Here is a 16,100-nt window from a genome sequence, read left to right as displayed (position 1 = left end):
TCTCCCCTCAGTCACAAACGCTCTATCATATGCCGCAGCCTGCCTGCTGTCTTATTAAACTTTTCCCGGTCATGTTTTATATTGGAAGATTCAAGGCTGATCTCACCATACATTTCCACCAGGGACTGCATTTCAAAAATATTTGAGGATTTACAAATTGCCTTTGACAGACTATTCCCAACAGAATCCAGCTGCTTTATGCGTCCGGAAAAAGACTTATTGATCCGTGAAAGAATCCCCTCCGCTTCTGCGGCAACGTCCTCGGACCTCAGCCCGGTTTTTCGGGAATACTCAAAGAATTCATGTATTTTTTCAATACCTTCATATGCCTCCGGATCCATGGAGGAATAAGGGACCACATCAAAAAGAGGGATCCCCGCATGCTCTGCTGATTCCCGGACGCTTTTGACAACAACCGCATATTCTTCTTCCGTTTTAAGATCACATTTATTGACTACGATCAGTATCTTTGAATTCATGTTGAGCTGACGGATAAAATCTATATCACTCTGTGTAATCGTTCCGTTCTGCACATCGAGCAGCCAGATCAACGAGTCTATAGAGCGAAGCTGGGTATACGCCTTCCTTAAATCAGAAAACTCATCTTCAGTCCCCCCGTCCGGCTTATTGTAGCCCGGGGTATCCAGAAGTGCCACTTCAGGCATAAAACCTTCTACCCTTACTGATAGATATAAAATATAACGGGCAAGCCCAAGTCCGTACTCCTTCTGAAATCCGTGTGAAATTGCTTTTACAGCCTCCCCGTCCAGAGGAAGATGAGTTCCTTTTAATGTATAGGCAAACACCTCATCCTTCTTCCCTGATATGATATATGTAGGAACTGATGTGGTCGGAGCCTGATCAACCGGGAGCTCATCTTTCCCAAGAAGGGAGTTTATAAACAATGATTTACCCGCGCTGAATTTCCCTCCCAGTCCGATCACAGTACGCTCTTTTAAAAGCCTGTACTTTCCTTCCATGAGTCTGTCGCTGAGCGCAGTTAAACGTGCGTATACCTCAAGCTCATCATCCAGCCTCAGACTTCCGGTTGAAAGCAGGATCTCCTCATCCATAATACGGTCTATTCTGTCATATCCACTGTATTTATCTGGCTCCGCTGAAATGATGCGTGCCACAAGTTCAAGTCCTTTTTCCCGGTTATCCAAGTATCTGTTGCCTGTCAGTATCGGGGCGCTGTAATCGAAATCAAAGTTTCTTTTTAAAGCCATCAGCCCTTCTCCTTCCCGGCATAGCTGACAAGTGCTTGTCTGCTGCTGCGAAGCCGGCTGATCACCGCTTCATATTCTCTGACATTTTCTTCTCTGTTATCCAGAAGCCGGCGTATATGTTCAATATTCACTGAGATTTTTTTCTGGATACTGTCTACAAAAACTGCCGCCTGCTCATTCATATTTGCAGATATATTATCAGCCGTTTCGTCAAGTTTTTGGCAGAATATTTTGAGCACTTTTCGCATTTCTTTCTCCTGAAGCTGGCGCAGACAATGAATCTCTTCATTTACAGCCTGACCGTTCGGAAACGCGTTGTAGATTGTTTCGCTGATCTCATCCATAAAATCAAATTCCACTTCATAGACTGTCAAATTTGTCATGGCATTTTCTAACGGGAGCAGGATCTCATTGCGGTCAAATTTATCATCACTGAGATCAAATGCTCCAAGCACACATCCTTTGATCTGGTCGCTCAGTCCTTTGATGTCAAAAATATTGTCCAGCTGCTCATTGATCATTTCCATGACTCTTGCACCAAACCCACTAATAAGCTTTACAACCTGAGACACATCAGCCACATCATCCCTTACCACTTCGCGATTCGTTCGTTTAAACAAACCGAAAAGCCCATACTGTTCCGTCCACATTTCCGTCCTCGTCCGTGTCCCGATTTCCAGCCCGTCATGAGCACTCATTTCACCGGCGATTTCTGTCTTGAGGCTCTGTATTTGTTTACGGCACTGCACATCCTGACCCTCAAAAATATTTCTTATATTGCTCCGAATAGAATCCAGATTGTCCTCCAGCAGCTTCAGCTTTTCACCCAGCGTCTCCATATCTCCGGTCCGCAGCATTTTCAGATTTGCATAGCACTCCTCTTCCATCCGTTCAAGATTTTTTGCCATACTCAGTGCAGTGCGCGGTTTATAGTCCTGCAGTTTTCCTTCTGCGATCTTCCTGTTTTCACTGCGGACTTTTTCCAGTACTCTTTTCCTCACCCCTTCGATATTGGCAAGTTCTGCCAAGTCGTCGGGGCTTTCTATAACAGTATGAAAATCCGAAAAGCGCTTTTCCAGATTCGTAATGACATTTAATTCATCCTTTTCCAGCCGGATTCCTTTTTTCTGCTTTGCTGCAATCCCAAAAGCCATAGCAGAAACAAATTCAGGAGATGTTTTCTTCAACTCTTGAAGAAGTACACTGTCAGGCCGGATGCGGGATGCCTGGTCGATCTCATCACGGAAGCGCCTCCCTGCGCTGATACAGCAATTGTCAAACGCCGTCTGGATACTGGCCAGAGATCGTGGCTGCTGCCTGAGTGCACTGTCCAGCTGCGAACCGATGACATACGCTCTTTGGATACTTGTGTCACCAATATTTTTCACAATCATATTGATGTCTTCCTCCGGAAGGAACTGACTCATATTGCTGACAATAAACACAACGTCACACGCTTCCAGGAAATCCTTTGTTCGCTCTCCCCTGGACGTAATCGGGTCGTTAAGGCCGGGGGTATCTACAACCACCAGGTCCTGAAGCAGGGGATTATCGACTTCCAGCTCAATATAATTAACGATTGGAGTATATCTTCCGGTTGCTCCCACATACTCTTTCAAACTCTCGCCAAGCGGCTTCTTGCTGTCTATCTCAATCTCTTCCGCCTTTCCAAGATAGTCATCTACATTCAACCTATTCTCTTTTACCATTTTTATAAGTTCATGACACGATTTATATTTGTCAGGAAGCTCGAGGCTGATCTGACGTTCTACCGTTTCTCTATCCACAGAAAACAGACCGTTTTTTTTCTTTTTACCCGCAGCTTTTGCATTCTCTTCTTTTCTTTTCGCGATCTCATCATCAATTCTCTTCTCATAGAGCTGATTAAAGTTCTCGATATTCTTCCAGTCATAGCTTTTGTAAAATACTACTTTTGCCTTTGGCTTTTCCGAATAGGATATTCTTGTAAGAGAAGCAGTCATAGGGGTCGCCGCCCGCGGCAAAACCTCTTCGCCGCCGAACAAAAGCGCATTCAAAAAAGTGGATTTTCCTGCTTTCACGCAGCCGATAATTCCAACACTGATCCTCCGCCCCTCTTTCTTTATCACTTCTATCTGTTCTCTGGCATTTTTCACACCTTTCTGAAATACAAATACATTTTCCGGATTCAGTACGCTGTTGTCCTCTGCCAGTTCTTTCCCTATCCGTTCCAGCAAATCAAGGAACTCTCTGTCACTTTTCCTTTGTTCTATCATGTTTTTCACACTCCTGTTACATAATAAGACTGTTCAGCTCATGTATCGCTTCTCTGATCTTTTCTTCTTCAGCCTCATGATCCTGTGTACGCTGTTTCTTCTCCTCAAGGCATTTTTCCAGCGTCTCTTCCTGCGCCTGCATCATGGTTTTCATCTTTTCTTCAAATTCGGTAATAACAGCCGCCCTTGTTTCATCCAATGCTTCCTCAATCTTCGGGATCATCTGATCAACAATCTGTGGTATGATGATGTTCTGTACCTTCTGTCTGAGCTCTTCATATTTCTGTTTTCGTCCAAATCCGGCAAAGAAATCAAGAATATTCGGCAGAAGTACAATAACAAGTTCAATGACCGGTGCGATAATATCTGTTGTGATTGCAAGTGCGGACGCCGTCAGCTGATAAAGACCGAAAGACTCATTCCCTTTTTCAGAGCCCTCTGCATTTCCATCCGTCACATAATCCCTGATATGGCTCAATCCTTCCGTAAGTACCTGCTTTATCTTATCATTGTCATCTTTAAAAAGGGAGTCATCCACACCCGCAACATAGGCTTCAAAACTGCTCTCGATATTTTTATGTGTCGAATTATAGAGCACCGGACGGATAATCGAATTAACCGCTGCACTGAACGCCTCTGGACTTGTCGAAAGTGCTTCTGTCAACCTGTCGGTCTGAGCTGTAAGAGCAGCCCTAAGATCATAGCTGATCGAAGGCAGCACTGTCTGCCGGTAATTTTTCTCAAGTCGTTTTCTCTGCACAATAAATTCTTTTTCAGCCTCTGCCCTGTGTCTGCTGCATTCCTCAATTCGCCTGTCCAACTCCGTCACATCCAGGCAGAGAGCATCTGCCGCAGAACTCAGCAGGCTTTCCGCAAGAAGGACTAGCGAATTAATCCTCCCCACATATTTCTGTTCAAATATCTCCTGCAAATCAAGTCCGGCCAGAAGTCTGCAGATATGCGATGCCAAATCTTCATCATAAACACTGATCTTCTCCGTCGGGACTTGCTGCCCGTAGACCGCATAGATATCCTCCTTTACCTGGTTGCACACCTGTTCTGTCTCCTCTTCGCATCGCAGATCACATTTTGATATGAGGCAAATCATGCTCTGAGGGTACTGAGACGCCTCCCTGAGAAAATCAATCGAAGACCGCCGCAATGTACCGTCCTCACAGCTTACCAAAAACAGATATGCGCTACCTCTGGTGATATACTGCGAAATAGCTTTGTTATGGCTGTCGATATTGGACTCAATCCCGGGCATATCCACAAGAATAATATCCTGAGTCTTTTTCAGAAAGTCATTATTCAAATGATATACAAGACATCGGTAATCTTTCGTATTAAGTCCATCCGCATAATCATCAGATGGCTGAGGCATGCCACTGCCAGGACTGATCATATCAAACCTTCGTGTTATCCCCTCTTCATTTATTGCCTCAATATACTCCTCACCGTCCCATACGAGCTCTGTTGCAATCGTTGTCTCAGGAGCCTGATCTTCCCGGAGTACATATCTCTCCATAAGTGCATTAAGAAGTGCGCTCTTTCCTGAAGAAAATCCTCCTGTCAACAAAACCCGAAATCGATAGTTCCGTATATCACTTATCAGATTATCCTTATCTTTTCTGATCTTCTCCGCCAGTTCAAACGGGACCAGTATACTCTCAATCTTCTCAAGTTTGCCAATAAGCTGTTTTTTATGGATCATATCCTCATACCTCCATTTTCTTTTGATTTCTTTATTCATTTTCTACATATTCATTATCTGCGTTATACTCAGGCAGGCTCGGTCAAATAATCAGTTTCCATAATGATCAGAAAGTATATCTGTACTATAATTTAAGCCTTAAAGATAATATATCGCTGTTCAGCATCATATACAACCACCTATAATTTATTTTTTTTCAATATACCAATCGAGTAAGAGGAATTTCTCATAGTTGAGAAATTCCGACCTCTCAGTCGAGTAAGTAAGAGGACTTTCACCTCAAACTTCTCACGGAACCGTACGTGAAGGTCTCCCTTCATACGGCTCTTATCATTTAGCAATACGAGTACATCCTGCTCCAATGAGCAAACAGCTTCGGCTCTCGTTTTCTGATAGACGAAAGCCATTTCTCAGCCCTCTGCCTGCGTCCACGAAAACTTTTATACTTGCACATTGCCCATTTTATCAGTCTGTGTTCAATACACTGTAACGTGTTTTTCATTGCTGACGGATTAAATTTCCCAAAGTAATTCATCCACCCTCTAAGCATCGGATTCAGCAATTCTGCAATCATGTCTATCTTGCACCCGATTTTCTTGTGTATCTCCAGTGCTTTGATCTTATCCCTGAAACCTTTCGCTGCCGTTTTACTGACCGTTGCGATAAAGTTATTTCGTATCACACCATCCTTACATTTAAGGTAACAATTCATGGTCGATATTGTCAAACAATCCTTTTACATCTAATTCTATAACATAGTCATATTTCCAACATCTTTTCCTTGTCTTCTCAAACGCGTCTACTGCTGATTTGTGTGGTCTGTATCCATATGAATCTTCACAAAACATAGTCTCCACTGCCCGTTCTACATATGCTCTTGCGACCATCTGTGCAATCCGGTCTGCTATAGTCGGTACTCCGAGTCGTCTGGTTCCTCCTGATTTCTTTGGTATTTCTACCGCCATCACTGGAGATGGGAAATAACTTCCCGAACTCATCCGGTTCCAGATTTTATAAAGATTATTATTCAGTCTTTCTTCAAATTTCTCAAAACCCATGCCATCTATACCAGCACTGCCTTTGTTTGCTTTCACTCTTTTATAAGCCTCAAAGCTCTTTGATGTAGACTGTGCCAACCTTTACTTCCACGATATCAGTATTTCCGCTGTTATCAGTCGTAAGGGTGGTAAGCTGTTTCGTACAATCCTTATCAGAATAGACACCATAAGTCGCACCAGCGATAGAGTAAAGCCCGTTCCCGTCGGTAATGCTGGTATTACTGCAAGTCTTTTTAAGGGTAGCGTTCCCTACGGCAAGTTTCTCCCAGAACTGTCCAATGTCCTGTCCCTCGCCAGAGTAGATGTAACCGCCACATTCATAGCGTCCCTTGTTCTCGCTGGCAAAGGCTTTCGCCCCAGTGTAAACCTCGTCCTGTACGGCTTTTGAGATTTCATCATAGGAAGCTCTGACGTTATCGCATTGCCAGCCAAGATGAACGCTCAATCTCTGCCATACGACGCACTGTTCAAGAAGATAGACCTGTTTATAATTCAGCTCGCTGTGGCTCTGTGCGTACTGCTTGACGTATTCCAGAGAGAGGGCAACGTCGGAAATCTGGTCGGTACTCATGCGTGTGCTTGCGTCGGCTCTGGTCTTGTAGCCGTTCTTGAAATTGGTGTTGATGTCCACGCAGTAGGCAGTTTCGCCCTCAACTTTCATAATGCCCTCATTAAAGGTCGAACCGATAGAACCATCATTCATAACCTTTTCGATATAGCCTGCTCGCTCCGCACTTTCTGTCCAGTATTGCGTTTCAGAAGCATGGACTGGTCCTATGTCAAGAAAAAGTACAAATTAAATATGCCCTTTTAATGTTGAGTTACCCTGCTAAAGCTTCAGCTCTTTCATCTAACGCTGCATAGTATTCTTTTTCATACTGATCTGGCGAAAGATATCCACAATGGCTGTGTGTCCTCACTGTGTTATAAAATGTTTCTATATATTCGAATACCAGCTTATATGCATGCCGGTAATTAAAAATTTTAAAACGGTTGATCCACTCCCTTTTCAGTAATGCATGGAACGATTCAATACACGCATTGTCCCATGGATATGCTTTTTTTGAATAGCTGTTTACCATCCCCTCTGTTGCTTTACGGAATGCATCCGATACATACTGGCAGCCACGGTCTGTATGTATGATAAGCGGATGTGCTATTCTGCGGATTTTCTTTGCTTTCTCGATACATTCCACCACATGGGATGCTTCCAGTGTTTCGCCCAAGACCCATGCGATGATTTTCCGGGAATACAGATCCATAATGCTGGTTAAGTATACAAAGCCGTCAAACGTCCAGATATAAGTGATATCCGACACCCATACAGCATCCGGCTGAGCGGGATTGAACTGTTCATTCAGAATGTTATGCAGTTTCGAACTGAAATCAGAATCTATGGTTGTTTGTACATATGGCTTTACCCATTGGGCTTTGATTCCCATCTGACGCATGTAATTCGCCACAGTTTTCACTGCGATTTTTTCACCGGTTTTCCACAATTCCCTTGTGATCTTAGGGGCTCCATAGTTCTGGTGGGAATCTTCATAGATTTTTCGGATTTTCTGTTTGATCTCCCCACGGTGTTTTTCCGTGGCAGAAGGGACTCTTTTTTTCCAAGCATTATAACCGGATCGTGAAACACCAAGATGTTTCAGTACCCCGCTGACAGAGACGTGGTGCTTCACCGGACGCTGCTCCATTTCCACAATATACTCCGCTGTGGCAGTATAGACAGCCTCTGTCATTTTCCCAGGATACTGATGGCTTTTTTTAGAATTTCAAGCGCATCCTTTGTATCCCTTAGTTCACGCTGGAGACGTGCGATCTCTTTCGCCTCATCACTGGAATAATTCCCGGATCCCCGTGTTGGTACGCTCCCTTCGTTCTCTCTGGCCGCTCGTAGCCACGTCTTGAGAGCGGAATCACTGATTCCCAGATTCTCAGCTGCCTTCTGAAGTGAGAGTTCTGGATGTTCCAAACGATACCTGACTGCATTCTCCTTAAACTGTTGATCGTATCTGCTACCCTTTGCCATGCCTGTACTGCCTCCTTTTTATCATCTCTCTTATCATACATGATTTAGGTCTGCATGGCATCTTTACTTTGTACTATTTTTATACTACCACTAAATCCCACAAGTCAATCTGGCATTTAGATACTTTGCCCAAGTAACAAAAAGAGCCACCTTTTGCAAACGATATTTATCACTTAATGTGCCTTTTTTTGAGATCTCACAAATAGGAGATACAAAATTCTTGTCAGCAATAATAATAATATCTTTATCACCCGATTGTAACTCAAAAGATGTTTTAACAGTAAATTTCCCTTCCGGAGCATAAACTGGGTGGAAACAGATTTGTAGTCTATTAATTGCTGAATACAGATCATCTAACTCATCATCTTCAAAATACAAAAAGTTCATTTTTCACCCTCTCTCCATATCCAACGGATCAAGGAAGTAAGTTTTCTTAATCTGACTATCCACTCTCGAAATGGAACTGTTCTTTCATTTCTTACTTTAACCCCAACCGCTATAATTAATAAATGAATTTGGTCTAAGTTCCAAACTTCAATAAAACTGCTTAATATGCTCATTCCCTATGCAAATAAGAAGTTTCTTTATTAATCACAATGATATGATTAATTTTATCAAATTTTGATGCTTTTCGCTATCGATTATTTCCACCCCTCTCTACATCTCCCCCGGCCATTTTACTACACCATTTACTACACCATTTTCGCAAAAAATGACGATTTTTGACGCTCTCAGACAAAAAATAAGAACCCGTAAAAACCTTGTAAAATAAGGCTTTACGGGCTCTGACGCCACAGGACAAAACCACCCCAAACGAGCCAAGAGGTGAGTGCTAATTTTTTAAGATTTTTTAGGAGGTCCGAAAAAAGCTTGATTTTACGCGCTTTCTAAGGAGTTACGATTTTTTAATTTGCTTCATAAATGACTTACTACACCATTTTTACACCATTTCCGCGCAAGCTACAAGCCATGCAGAGACAAAATCGGGTTGCCTTTCAGGAGCTTGCTCACGGAAAATCATGCTCGGTTTGGAACCTATACGGCGACAGCCCTGACTGAAGGAACGCGGTTCGTGAGGTGCATGGCAGATTTCCTTTACATGACCTGAACTTCATCCAGTTTGACAATCTCCTTGTCAATCCATTCCCGATCCGTAACGTGATTGTAAACATCCATAATCCCGATCATCTTTGTCTGGGATAGTACCAAACAACAAATAATCTGCTATTCCACGAATAGTGGCCCTTTCAAAAATCCTGAGCTCTCGTATTCTTTACTGGCAGATGTCACGAACAAATACCTTGAAAACATGGAAAATCAACCGTCCCCAGACCTGTGATGGGGATGGAAAGTTCATTTCTCTATCCGTGTGACTTCTTGAAAATAGCAGCCCTTAATCCGCAGATTGCCGCCATGACAGCCATGTGCAGCTGTGCCAGGGGGTTGCTGGAACTTTATTCTGTATGCTAACCTTCAAACGACGGTCTTTCGCATTAAAAAAGCACGATAATTCTTGACCTGCTTCCGCATGGCCGGATTCGATGCAAGCCCCATCTCATCCATCCAATCAGAAGATGATCCGACGTTGATAAAACTCCGGCAGAGATGCGGCAAATCTGCGGTTCAAGTCTTGTATTACTTTGTCTGTATCCATAAGTCACTTTCTTTCCTTCCTTGGTATCCGGCATTTTTCTCGGCATATTCCTGTTCCAGTTCTTCTGTCAGATACGCATCGCTCATACAGTGCATATCAGAAACACCGTCACGCATTAACTGATAGACCTGGGAATGATAAAAGAAACCCAATGCCGCATCCAGTGAAAGTCCCTGCTGTTTGGCAAAGCACTCAATAACACGGCTGTATTTTTTCTGAAGCAAAATCGGGTTCGCTGTCATAGTGTTTCACTCCCTTCAAAATGCAGCAGAGACAACGCTTTCTCTGTGCGGAAACATATTTGCAGGTTCGGCTTTTCATAACGCAGGCGGTTGATGGCTTCCGTCTTATCAATCAGCCCATCAAAGAACAGCTCTACCGTATTAAACACCTTATCATTTGCAACACCGCCCACAACAAGGTCGTAATCTGTCGGATCTTTTCCGCTGCGACAATCCAGAATAAAATCCAGCCATTTTTCGGAATAAGAATCAAATTTCAGCGTTTTCAGTTCAGCTTCCCGGCTTTCATCGTATTCATACCGTGAAATGATACCGTCTTTTCCACGGCGTTTGAACTTGCCGCACCACTTCGCTGCCTGTTCATACAACGGCGTAACATAGAAGCCACGCCCGAAGTCCACATTAGGACGGGAATGAATCAAATCCGGCTTTGCGATCTCTAAGAAAGAACCATGATATAGAATCATACTTCCACACCCCTCTCTTTCATCACATCAACAAGATCGTCAACGATATATTCCCGGCTCTGGGTATGCAGCATTTCATATTCTGGCACGATATATCCGTTCAGAATGTCACTCTGTTCAGTAAATGCCTGATAAACACGCTCTGCATCCACACCCAGCTTTGCCGCTACATTTTCAATGCAAAAAACAGCAAACTCCAGTTCACTGGAATTTTTGATTTTTTCATCCGTCATAATCTACAAATCCTCCTTTTCTTAATAGCACAGCAACCACATACATCATTATTCCAAGAATAATTGCAGCCATTGCATTCTCAAATGCCTTTTGCTTGCGATTAATGTCATCCGCAAACATTTCTCGAATCATCATGGCTTTATCTCCCTTGATCGATCACATTGAATGCCCGGTAATAATCACTTGGTGTCAGACGATTGAATAGTTTTACATGACGACCATCAAACTCCCCCGGATACATAACCAAAATCGGAACATCCGAAAAATACGGTTGCAAGGCTTCCAGTAACGTATGGATTCTCATAAACGGAAACACCTCACCTACCCCCGTCAGCATCAGTACATCGCCTGGTTCGTGCGGCTCGTACTGAATTTTATCAATGAACTCTCCATTGCCGATTGCGGAGTTCAGCTGTTCCAGAAGATAAGCACTTACGTCAGCTTTTTCCATATCTGAATTTCCTTCTGCCATTAGCTTTGCGGTGGAACGCATTTCGTAGAAAAGAAACAGCTCTCTGGTCAGAGACGCAATATAAGGATAAGAATGATCCATAATGCCGTATCTCCTTACTGTTCCTCTTTTTTATCTGGAACGAACTCCATGATATCTCCAACATCGCAGCTCAAAGCAGAACAAATCTTTGATAAAATTTCTGTACTCACATTTTCATCTTTAGATAATCGAGACATTGTTGTCGTACTGACACCTGTCATTGCACGCAAATCTTTTTTCATCATGTCTTTATCAATCAGCAATTTCCACAGTTTCTTGTAACTAATTGCCATTTCTTCACCTCAGTCTTATTTATTTAAACTTTCTGTTCACATTGTATTTATCATCATATCACAGGAATGCGTTCTGAACAATCTAATATATCAAAATCCGAAATTAAATTCCGAAATATCGCATTTTTAAATTACACACAATATATCTCACTCCACTTTTTGACGCTCCAAGGCAGAACGTTAGAGCCCATAAACCCTTGTATATGAGGTTTTATGAGCTCTGATAACACAGAACAAAACTGCCCTGATATTCTTTTTGTAATACCTTCATTATACTATTCCGCGGAAAAACCTGAAACTCATGCGTCCTTTTTATGTTGTGTATTCCTAGGATGAAATTGTGGAAACAGTGTTTACCCAATTTGAAAAACTCCCTGGTGCCAGTAATGGCCGTAAATTTTCCCTGAGTTGGTCGCATTATTTTTGTCTGACCAACTCTGTACCTGCTTTTTATAAATGTCAAGAAATGAATTCCCATTCCCTACAATTTATTGATTTTCCCGTATCACCCGGCATGGATTTCCATAAGCGACCACATTACTCGGAAGATCTTTTGTCACAATACTGCCCGCGCCGATTACCACATTATCCCCAATGGTAACCCCCGGCATAATAATTACCCCGCCGCCTATCCATACATTATTTATATCTTACTCTTATCCTGTAAAAAAGAGAAACGGGCGGATCAGCTGGATCGCATGGGTCAATTCACTCCCCTATTTCTCCAACTCCCACTTCGCCAGCACTTTCCCAAACTGCTTCGCGATCAGCCCCACCATAAGAGCCGCTGCCACAGTCCCTTCCCGCACGCCCTGGAGACGCCCGGTAAAGACAAGGGACAGGATACACGCAGTGACCACAAGGGTCACGTCAAAACCAACTTTCATGTATCCGAATTTCACCGGAAGCACTTTGCAGATGGCGAGGACAACGCCCTCTCCTGCCAGCACCACGACCCCCGCTTTCACTTCCAGACTGACGCCCGCAGCTACCAGGAGGATACCGATCAGACAGACGATCCACTGCTGCCAGTATGTATCGCACCGGATCACGCGCACCGCCCACACGCCGAAATCCGTCAGGTATCCGAAGAAGACCGCCACCGGGAGCTGCATGAGCTGGATCGGATGGTGCTGTCTCCTCAGGATGAGGATCTGCAGCAGGATGAATACACAGTGCATTACAATGGTAGCTGTCCCCACCGTCAGCGGGGCAAACAGGCTGACCACATACGGCACGCTGGAGATCGGCGATGTGCCCAGACTTGCCTTGATAGAAAAAGCAACGCCGAACGCCATAATGGCAAGTCCGGCGCAGAGGAGCAGATACCGTCTCAAAACATATACTGCTGTCCTGTTTTCTTTTGTCTTATTCACTTTGACCATTCCTTTCTATTTTCCCGAAGCCTTTCCTCTCCGCCGCCGCGTCGATCAGCTCCTTCGCCTCCTCAAACGCCGCGGGCAGATAGGCTTCCGTCCACTCTTTCCCGGCCTTCTCCTGCTTCTTGATCTCATCCCACTTCTTCAGCACCGCGCCGGAATCGTCAGCCACAGCGTCCCCGAACACATGCGGATGCCGCCGCACCATTTTGTCAATGATCCCCTGGATCACATCGTCCATGGTAAAATAGCCTTCCTCCTCCGCGATGCGCGCGTGCATCACCACCTGGAGGAGAAGGTCCCCCAGTTCTTCCTTCAGATTATCCGGGTCTCCCGTCTGCTCCAGGATATTGATCCCGCAGACGACCTCCGCCGCCTCCTCGATGCACGGTTTCTTCAGGCTGGCGTGGGTCTGCTCGCGGTCCCACGGACAGCCGTCCGGGGCGCGGAGTTTTTCGATGATATGTTCAAATTCTTCAAACTTTGTCATATTACTTCTTTCCTTTCCATCCGCTGTATATCTGACAGCAGCTTTGATCCCATAAAAAATGCCTCTCTTACAAAGGCAGTCCCTCGGAGACGAACTCTTTTCACGATATGACGTGAATCTGTGAATAAATCCGTTTCCATTGTACTACGCTTTGAAGAGAGGCGCAAGAACGGCACTTTTTCTCTTATACCGTCCGCTGTTTATCTCTTATTCTGCTCGATCTCATCTCTGTCCGGCATCACTTTCAGCGCTCCCCGCCTTGTCGTTATGACTGAAGCAGCGCTGTTTGCAAAGGTCAGCATTTCTCTCAGATTTTCCTGCGTAAGTCCTTCCAGACCTTTCTCCAAGACGCCGCTGAGCATGCATCCGCAGAAGGTATCTCCCGCGCCGGTCGTCTCCACTGTATCTGCGCGCAGGAAGGGCGCTGCCTCAGCCATGATATCGCCGTAATACGCCCTGCTGCCCTCCTTCCCCATTGACACAAGGATAAGCGGGATATGATATCTGCTGTAGATCCACCGCGCGCCTTCTGTATAGTCCTCTTTCCCGGTCAGCCATGTGATCTCGTTATCTGAGATCTTCAGGATGTGGCAGTGTTCCAGCCCCCAGAGGGTCTGTTCCTTCGCCTCCTCCAGACTGTTCCAGAGGGGAGGGCGCAGATTGGGGTCAAAGGAGAGGATGCACCCGGACTGCTCTGCGATATGCACAGCCTTTCTCGTAGCCGCGCGCACTCCCTCATGTGTCATGGACAGCGTCCCGAAGTGAAAGATCCGGGAGTTCCGGATCGTATCCTCCGGGATCTCATCCTCCGTAAGCATCATGTCTGCCCCGGGATTCCGGTAGAATGAGAAATCCCGGTCACCGTCCGGAAACGTATGGACGATTGCGAGCGTGGTGTGGATCTCCTGGTCTGTCAGAAGATGTTCCATGCTGATCCCCGCTTCCTCAATCGCGCTGCGGAGCTGGTCTCCAAAACAATCTCTGCCCACTTTTCCGATAAACGCGGTCCGGTACCCCAGCCTGGCAAGCATTGCCAGCACATTGCACGGCGCGCCTCCCGGATTTGCTTCAAACATAGGATTCCCCTGACCGCTGACGCCGTTTTCCGTAAAGTCGATCAAAAGCTCCCCAAGGGCAGTCACATCATATTTCTTTCCGTCACTCATAGCTTTCCTCACTGCTTTTTCCTTCCATTCCCTCGTTGTTTTCCTTATCTGCTTTCATCGTATACAGCCGGACTGTTTTCCCTCCGCTCACTTTGACCGTCTTCCCGATCCCGTACACGGCATTGCTGATCACATATTCCCCGTCATTGATATAGATCTCCACAAGACTGTCGTCCGCCAGGACTTCCAGGCGGCAGCCGTCTTTCAGCTCCGGGGTTTCCGAGATCAGGTGTGCTCCCTCAAAGGAAGGATACACTGCGGTCCGGTCCGCGCGGATCCGGTTTCCGTCCCGGGTGATCAGGAGCCCGCCGATGTCCGCCTGTTCCCCGTCTTCCAGCTCAAATACCGCCATATATCCGTCCGGGGAAGCCTCAGCGGGATCCGTGATCTCTTCCGAGCAGGCTGCCCGGATATTCGGATGCATGCGGAAGTAAATATGCTCTCCTCTCCGCTCCACCACGCGCGGGGAACAGAACATCCCGATCCAGCCGGCTTCCGCAGGCTTCGGCATCCTGATCCATGCCTCCATCACTCTCCTGCCTTCCGCGTCCACTGTGGTCTGGGGCGCATACAGGTCCATCCCGTAATCCGTAAACTGATACTCGTCCGGTATGTCCATCCTGCAGGCGCTCTCCTCGAATCCCACCGGGAAGCACACTGCCTGATTTTTTTCCTTCTCTCCGTTTTTCAGCAGTCCCATGGGCGATACCATAAGTACGGCTCCGCCCTCTGTCTCAAAGAAGTCCGGGCATTCCCACATCCAGCCGTATTCCGGTCCCTTCCACGCTTTGTTGACATAAGTCCATGTGCGCAGGTCCTCGCTGCGGAAGAAGAGCAATTCCCCGTACTTTTCCTCCACCGTGCTTCCCAGGACAAGATACCACGCATCTGTTCCTCTCCAGATCTTGGGATCCCTTGTATGGGTCCGGTCTCCGATCTCCTTATCCGTGACCGGCGGTATGATGACCGTCTTTCCATTCTCATTGTCAAAATGGAATCCGTCCTCTGAAGTGATCATAAGCTGCGCGGACTCGAACTGCTCGTCTAAGCATGTGTGCGGGTCCTCCGGGTTCACCACCTCGTAGCGCACCCCTGTATAGACGAGGTACAGCTTCCCGTCTTGTTCAATGGCGCTCCCTGAAAAGCATCCGTTCCTGTCCTCACGCACAGTCGGATAGAGCGCGATCCCTCTGTGCTCCCATGTGACCAGGTCCCGGCTCACCGCATGCCCCCAGTGCATGGTCCCCCAGCGGGGACCATAGGGGAAATACTGGTAAAACAGATGGTAGTATCCTTTGTAGTAGATAAAGCCATTCGGGTCATTGACCCAGTTATCCGGCGCTTTTAAGTGTAGTCTCTGTCTCTTCATACTGCCTCCGTGTGTTCTCATA

18 protein-coding genes and 2 pseudogenes are annotated in these 16,100 nt (G+C 45.8%); all 20 read right to left on the bottom strand.

The annotated features are described in order from the left end of the window. Positions 1-11: 11 nt before the first annotated feature. Positions 12-1,229, bottom strand: coding sequence for a dynamin family protein (locus B5G27_RS09715; RefSeq protein WP_087178694.1), 1,218 nt, complete (start codon positions 1,227-1,229; stop codon positions 12-14). Beyond that, positions 1,229-3,484, bottom strand: a complete 2,256-nt coding sequence (locus B5G27_RS09710) for a dynamin family protein (RefSeq protein WP_087178693.1) — start codon at positions 3,482-3,484, stop codon at positions 1,229-1,231. The genes B5G27_RS09715 and B5G27_RS09710 overlap by 1 nt, the downstream gene beginning before the upstream one ends. 16 nt (positions 3,485-3,500) lie before the next feature. Further along, the gene (locus tag B5G27_RS09705; RefSeq protein WP_162611230.1) at positions 3,501-5,198 is read right to left on the bottom strand and encodes a dynamin family protein; all 1,698 of its coding nucleotides are present in this window, start codon (positions 5,196-5,198) and stop codon (positions 3,501-3,503) included. 334 nt (positions 5,199-5,532) lie between these two features. Further along, positions 5,533-5,910, bottom strand: a complete 378-nt coding sequence (locus tag B5G27_RS16910; protein ID WP_334293392.1) for a group II intron maturase-specific domain-containing protein — start codon at positions 5,908-5,910, stop codon at positions 5,533-5,535. After that, positions 5,894-6,163: a reverse transcriptase domain-containing protein gene (locus B5G27_RS16770; protein ID WP_330399042.1), complete on the bottom strand. Its 270-nt coding sequence runs from the start codon at positions 6,161-6,163 to the stop codon at positions 5,894-5,896. The genes B5G27_RS16910 and B5G27_RS16770 overlap by 17 nt, the downstream gene beginning before the upstream one ends. 145 nt (positions 6,164-6,308) lie before the next feature. Then, a pseudogene (locus tag B5G27_RS09695) lies at positions 6,309-7,028 on the bottom strand (MSCRAMM family protein); the annotation flags it as partial. A gap of 49 nt (positions 7,029-7,077) precedes the next feature. Then, entirely contained in the window at positions 7,078-7,956 is an 879-nt protein-coding gene (locus B5G27_RS09690; RefSeq protein ID WP_143405290.1) for an IS3 family transposase, read from the bottom strand. A 41-nt stretch (positions 7,957-7,997) separates the two neighbouring features. Next, positions 7,998-8,291, bottom strand: a complete 294-nt coding sequence (locus B5G27_RS09685) for a transposase (protein ID WP_087178690.1) — start codon at positions 8,289-8,291, stop codon at positions 7,998-8,000. A gap of 90 nt (positions 8,292-8,381) precedes the next feature. Then, positions 8,382-8,678, bottom strand: a complete 297-nt coding sequence (locus B5G27_RS09680) for a hypothetical protein (protein ID WP_087178689.1) — start codon at positions 8,676-8,678, stop codon at positions 8,382-8,384. 1,248 nt (positions 8,679-9,926) lie between these two features. Next, the gene (locus B5G27_RS09670; protein WP_087178688.1) at positions 9,927-10,187 is read right to left on the bottom strand and encodes a DUF3791 domain-containing protein; all 261 of its coding nucleotides are present in this window, start codon (positions 10,185-10,187) and stop codon (positions 9,927-9,929) included. Further along, a complete protein-coding gene (locus tag B5G27_RS09665; protein WP_087178687.1) occupies positions 10,184-10,654 on the bottom strand; it encodes a DUF3990 domain-containing protein in 471 nt (156 codons plus the stop codon). The genes B5G27_RS09670 and B5G27_RS09665 overlap by 4 nt, the downstream gene beginning before the upstream one ends. After that, on the bottom strand, positions 10,651-10,890 hold the full coding sequence (locus tag B5G27_RS09660) for a DUF3791 domain-containing protein (protein ID WP_087178686.1): 240 nt from the start codon (positions 10,888-10,890) through the stop codon (positions 10,651-10,653). The genes B5G27_RS09665 and B5G27_RS09660 overlap by 4 nt, the downstream gene beginning before the upstream one ends. Then, a complete protein-coding gene (locus B5G27_RS16030) occupies positions 10,877-11,023 on the bottom strand; it encodes a hypothetical protein (protein ID WP_162611229.1) in 147 nt (48 codons plus the stop codon). Before B5G27_RS16030 ends, B5G27_RS09660 begins: the two co-directional genes overlap by 14 nt. A gap of 4 nt (positions 11,024-11,027) precedes the next feature. After that, positions 11,028-11,441 carry a DUF1788 domain-containing protein gene (locus B5G27_RS09655; RefSeq protein WP_143449688.1) on the bottom strand — a complete coding sequence of 138 codons (414 nt, stop codon included), beginning with the start codon at positions 11,439-11,441 and terminating at the stop codon, positions 11,028-11,030. A 14-nt stretch (positions 11,442-11,455) separates the two neighbouring features. Then, positions 11,456-11,674, bottom strand: coding sequence for a helix-turn-helix domain-containing protein (locus tag B5G27_RS09650; protein ID WP_075672052.1), 219 nt, complete (start codon positions 11,672-11,674; stop codon positions 11,456-11,458). Positions 11,675-12,162: 488 nt separating this feature from the next. Beyond that, positions 12,163-12,318: pseudogene (locus B5G27_RS09645) on the bottom strand (DapH/DapD/GlmU-related protein); the annotation flags it as partial. A gap of 72 nt (positions 12,319-12,390) precedes the next feature. Then, a complete protein-coding gene (locus B5G27_RS09640) occupies positions 12,391-13,059 on the bottom strand; it encodes a YczE/YyaS/YitT family protein (protein WP_087178685.1) in 669 nt (222 codons plus the stop codon). Continuing rightward, entirely contained in the window at positions 13,043-13,543 is a 501-nt protein-coding gene (locus tag B5G27_RS09635) for a MazG family protein (RefSeq protein ID WP_087178684.1), read from the bottom strand. The genes B5G27_RS09640 and B5G27_RS09635 overlap by 17 nt, the downstream gene beginning before the upstream one ends. Positions 13,544-13,743: 200 nt before the next feature. Continuing rightward, positions 13,744-14,709, bottom strand: coding sequence for a carbohydrate kinase family protein (locus B5G27_RS09630; RefSeq protein WP_087178683.1), 966 nt, complete (start codon positions 14,707-14,709; stop codon positions 13,744-13,746). Next, positions 14,702-16,078, bottom strand: coding sequence for a glycoside hydrolase family 32 protein (locus B5G27_RS09625; protein ID WP_087178682.1), 1,377 nt, complete (start codon positions 16,076-16,078; stop codon positions 14,702-14,704). Before B5G27_RS09625 ends, B5G27_RS09630 begins: the two co-directional genes overlap by 8 nt. Positions 16,079-16,100: the final 22 nt, after the last annotated feature.

Origin of the sequence: Lachnoclostridium sp. An76 (assembly GCF_002161355.1) — a bacterium.
GTDB classification, from domain to species: Bacteria; Bacillota; Clostridia; order Lachnospirales; family Lachnospiraceae; genus Mediterraneibacter; species Mediterraneibacter caccavium.
This window is presented reverse-complemented; position numbering and strand designations above follow the sequence as displayed.

Bases quoted from the DNA above. Each gene is read 5' to 3' on its own strand.
- B5G27_RS09710 (WP_087178693.1), bottom strand. From the start codon at position 3,484: ATGATAGAACAAAGGAAAAGTGACAGAGAGTTCCTTGATTTGCTGGAA.
- B5G27_RS09715 (WP_087178694.1), bottom strand. From the start codon at position 1,229: ATGGCTTTAAAAAGAAACTTTGATTTCGATTACAGCGCCCCGATACTG.
- B5G27_RS09685 (WP_087178690.1), bottom strand. From the start codon at position 8,291: ATGGCAAAGGGTAGCAGATACGATCAACAGTTTAAGGAGAATGCAGTC.
- B5G27_RS16910 (WP_334293392.1), bottom strand. From the start codon at position 5,910: ATGAATTGTTACCTTAAATGTAAGGATGGTGTGATACGAAATAACTTT.
- B5G27_RS09670 (WP_087178688.1), bottom strand. From the start codon at position 10,187: ATGACAGCGAACCCGATTTTGCTTCAGAAAAAATACAGCCGTGTTATT.
- B5G27_RS09625 (WP_087178682.1), bottom strand. From the start codon at position 16,078: ATGAAGAGACAGAGACTACACTTAAAAGCGCCGGATAACTGGGTCAAT.
- B5G27_RS09690 (WP_143405290.1), bottom strand. From the start codon at position 7,956: ATGGAGCAGCGTCCGGTGAAGCACCACGTCTCTGTCAGCGGGGTACTG.
- B5G27_RS09630 (WP_087178683.1), bottom strand. From the start codon at position 14,709: ATGAGTGACGGAAAGAAATATGATGTGACTGCCCTTGGGGAGCTTTTG.
- B5G27_RS09640 (WP_087178685.1), bottom strand. From the start codon at position 13,059: ATGGTCAAAGTGAATAAGACAAAAGAAAACAGGACAGCAGTATATGTT.
- B5G27_RS09650 (WP_075672052.1), bottom strand. From the start codon at position 11,674: ATGGCAATTAGTTACAAGAAACTGTGGAAATTGCTGATTGATAAAGAC.
- B5G27_RS16770 (WP_330399042.1), bottom strand. From the start codon at position 6,163: ATGGCGGTAGAAATACCAAAGAAATCAGGAGGAACCAGACGACTCGGA.
- B5G27_RS09655 (WP_143449688.1), bottom strand. From the start codon at position 11,441: ATGGATCATTCTTATCCTTATATTGCGTCTCTGACCAGAGAGCTGTTT.
- B5G27_RS16030 (WP_162611229.1), bottom strand. From the start codon at position 11,023: ATGATGATTCGAGAAATGTTTGCGGATGACATTAATCGCAAGCAAAAG.
- B5G27_RS09665 (WP_087178687.1), bottom strand. From the start codon at position 10,654: ATGATTCTATATCATGGTTCTTTCTTAGAGATCGCAAAGCCGGATTTG.
- B5G27_RS09635 (WP_087178684.1), bottom strand. From the start codon at position 13,543: ATGACAAAGTTTGAAGAATTTGAACATATCATCGAAAAACTCCGCGCC.
- B5G27_RS09680 (WP_087178689.1), bottom strand. From the start codon at position 8,678: ATGAACTTTTTGTATTTTGAAGATGATGAGTTAGATGATCTGTATTCA.
- B5G27_RS09705 (WP_162611230.1), bottom strand. From the start codon at position 5,198: ATGATCCATAAAAAACAGCTTATTGGCAAACTTGAGAAGATTGAGAGT.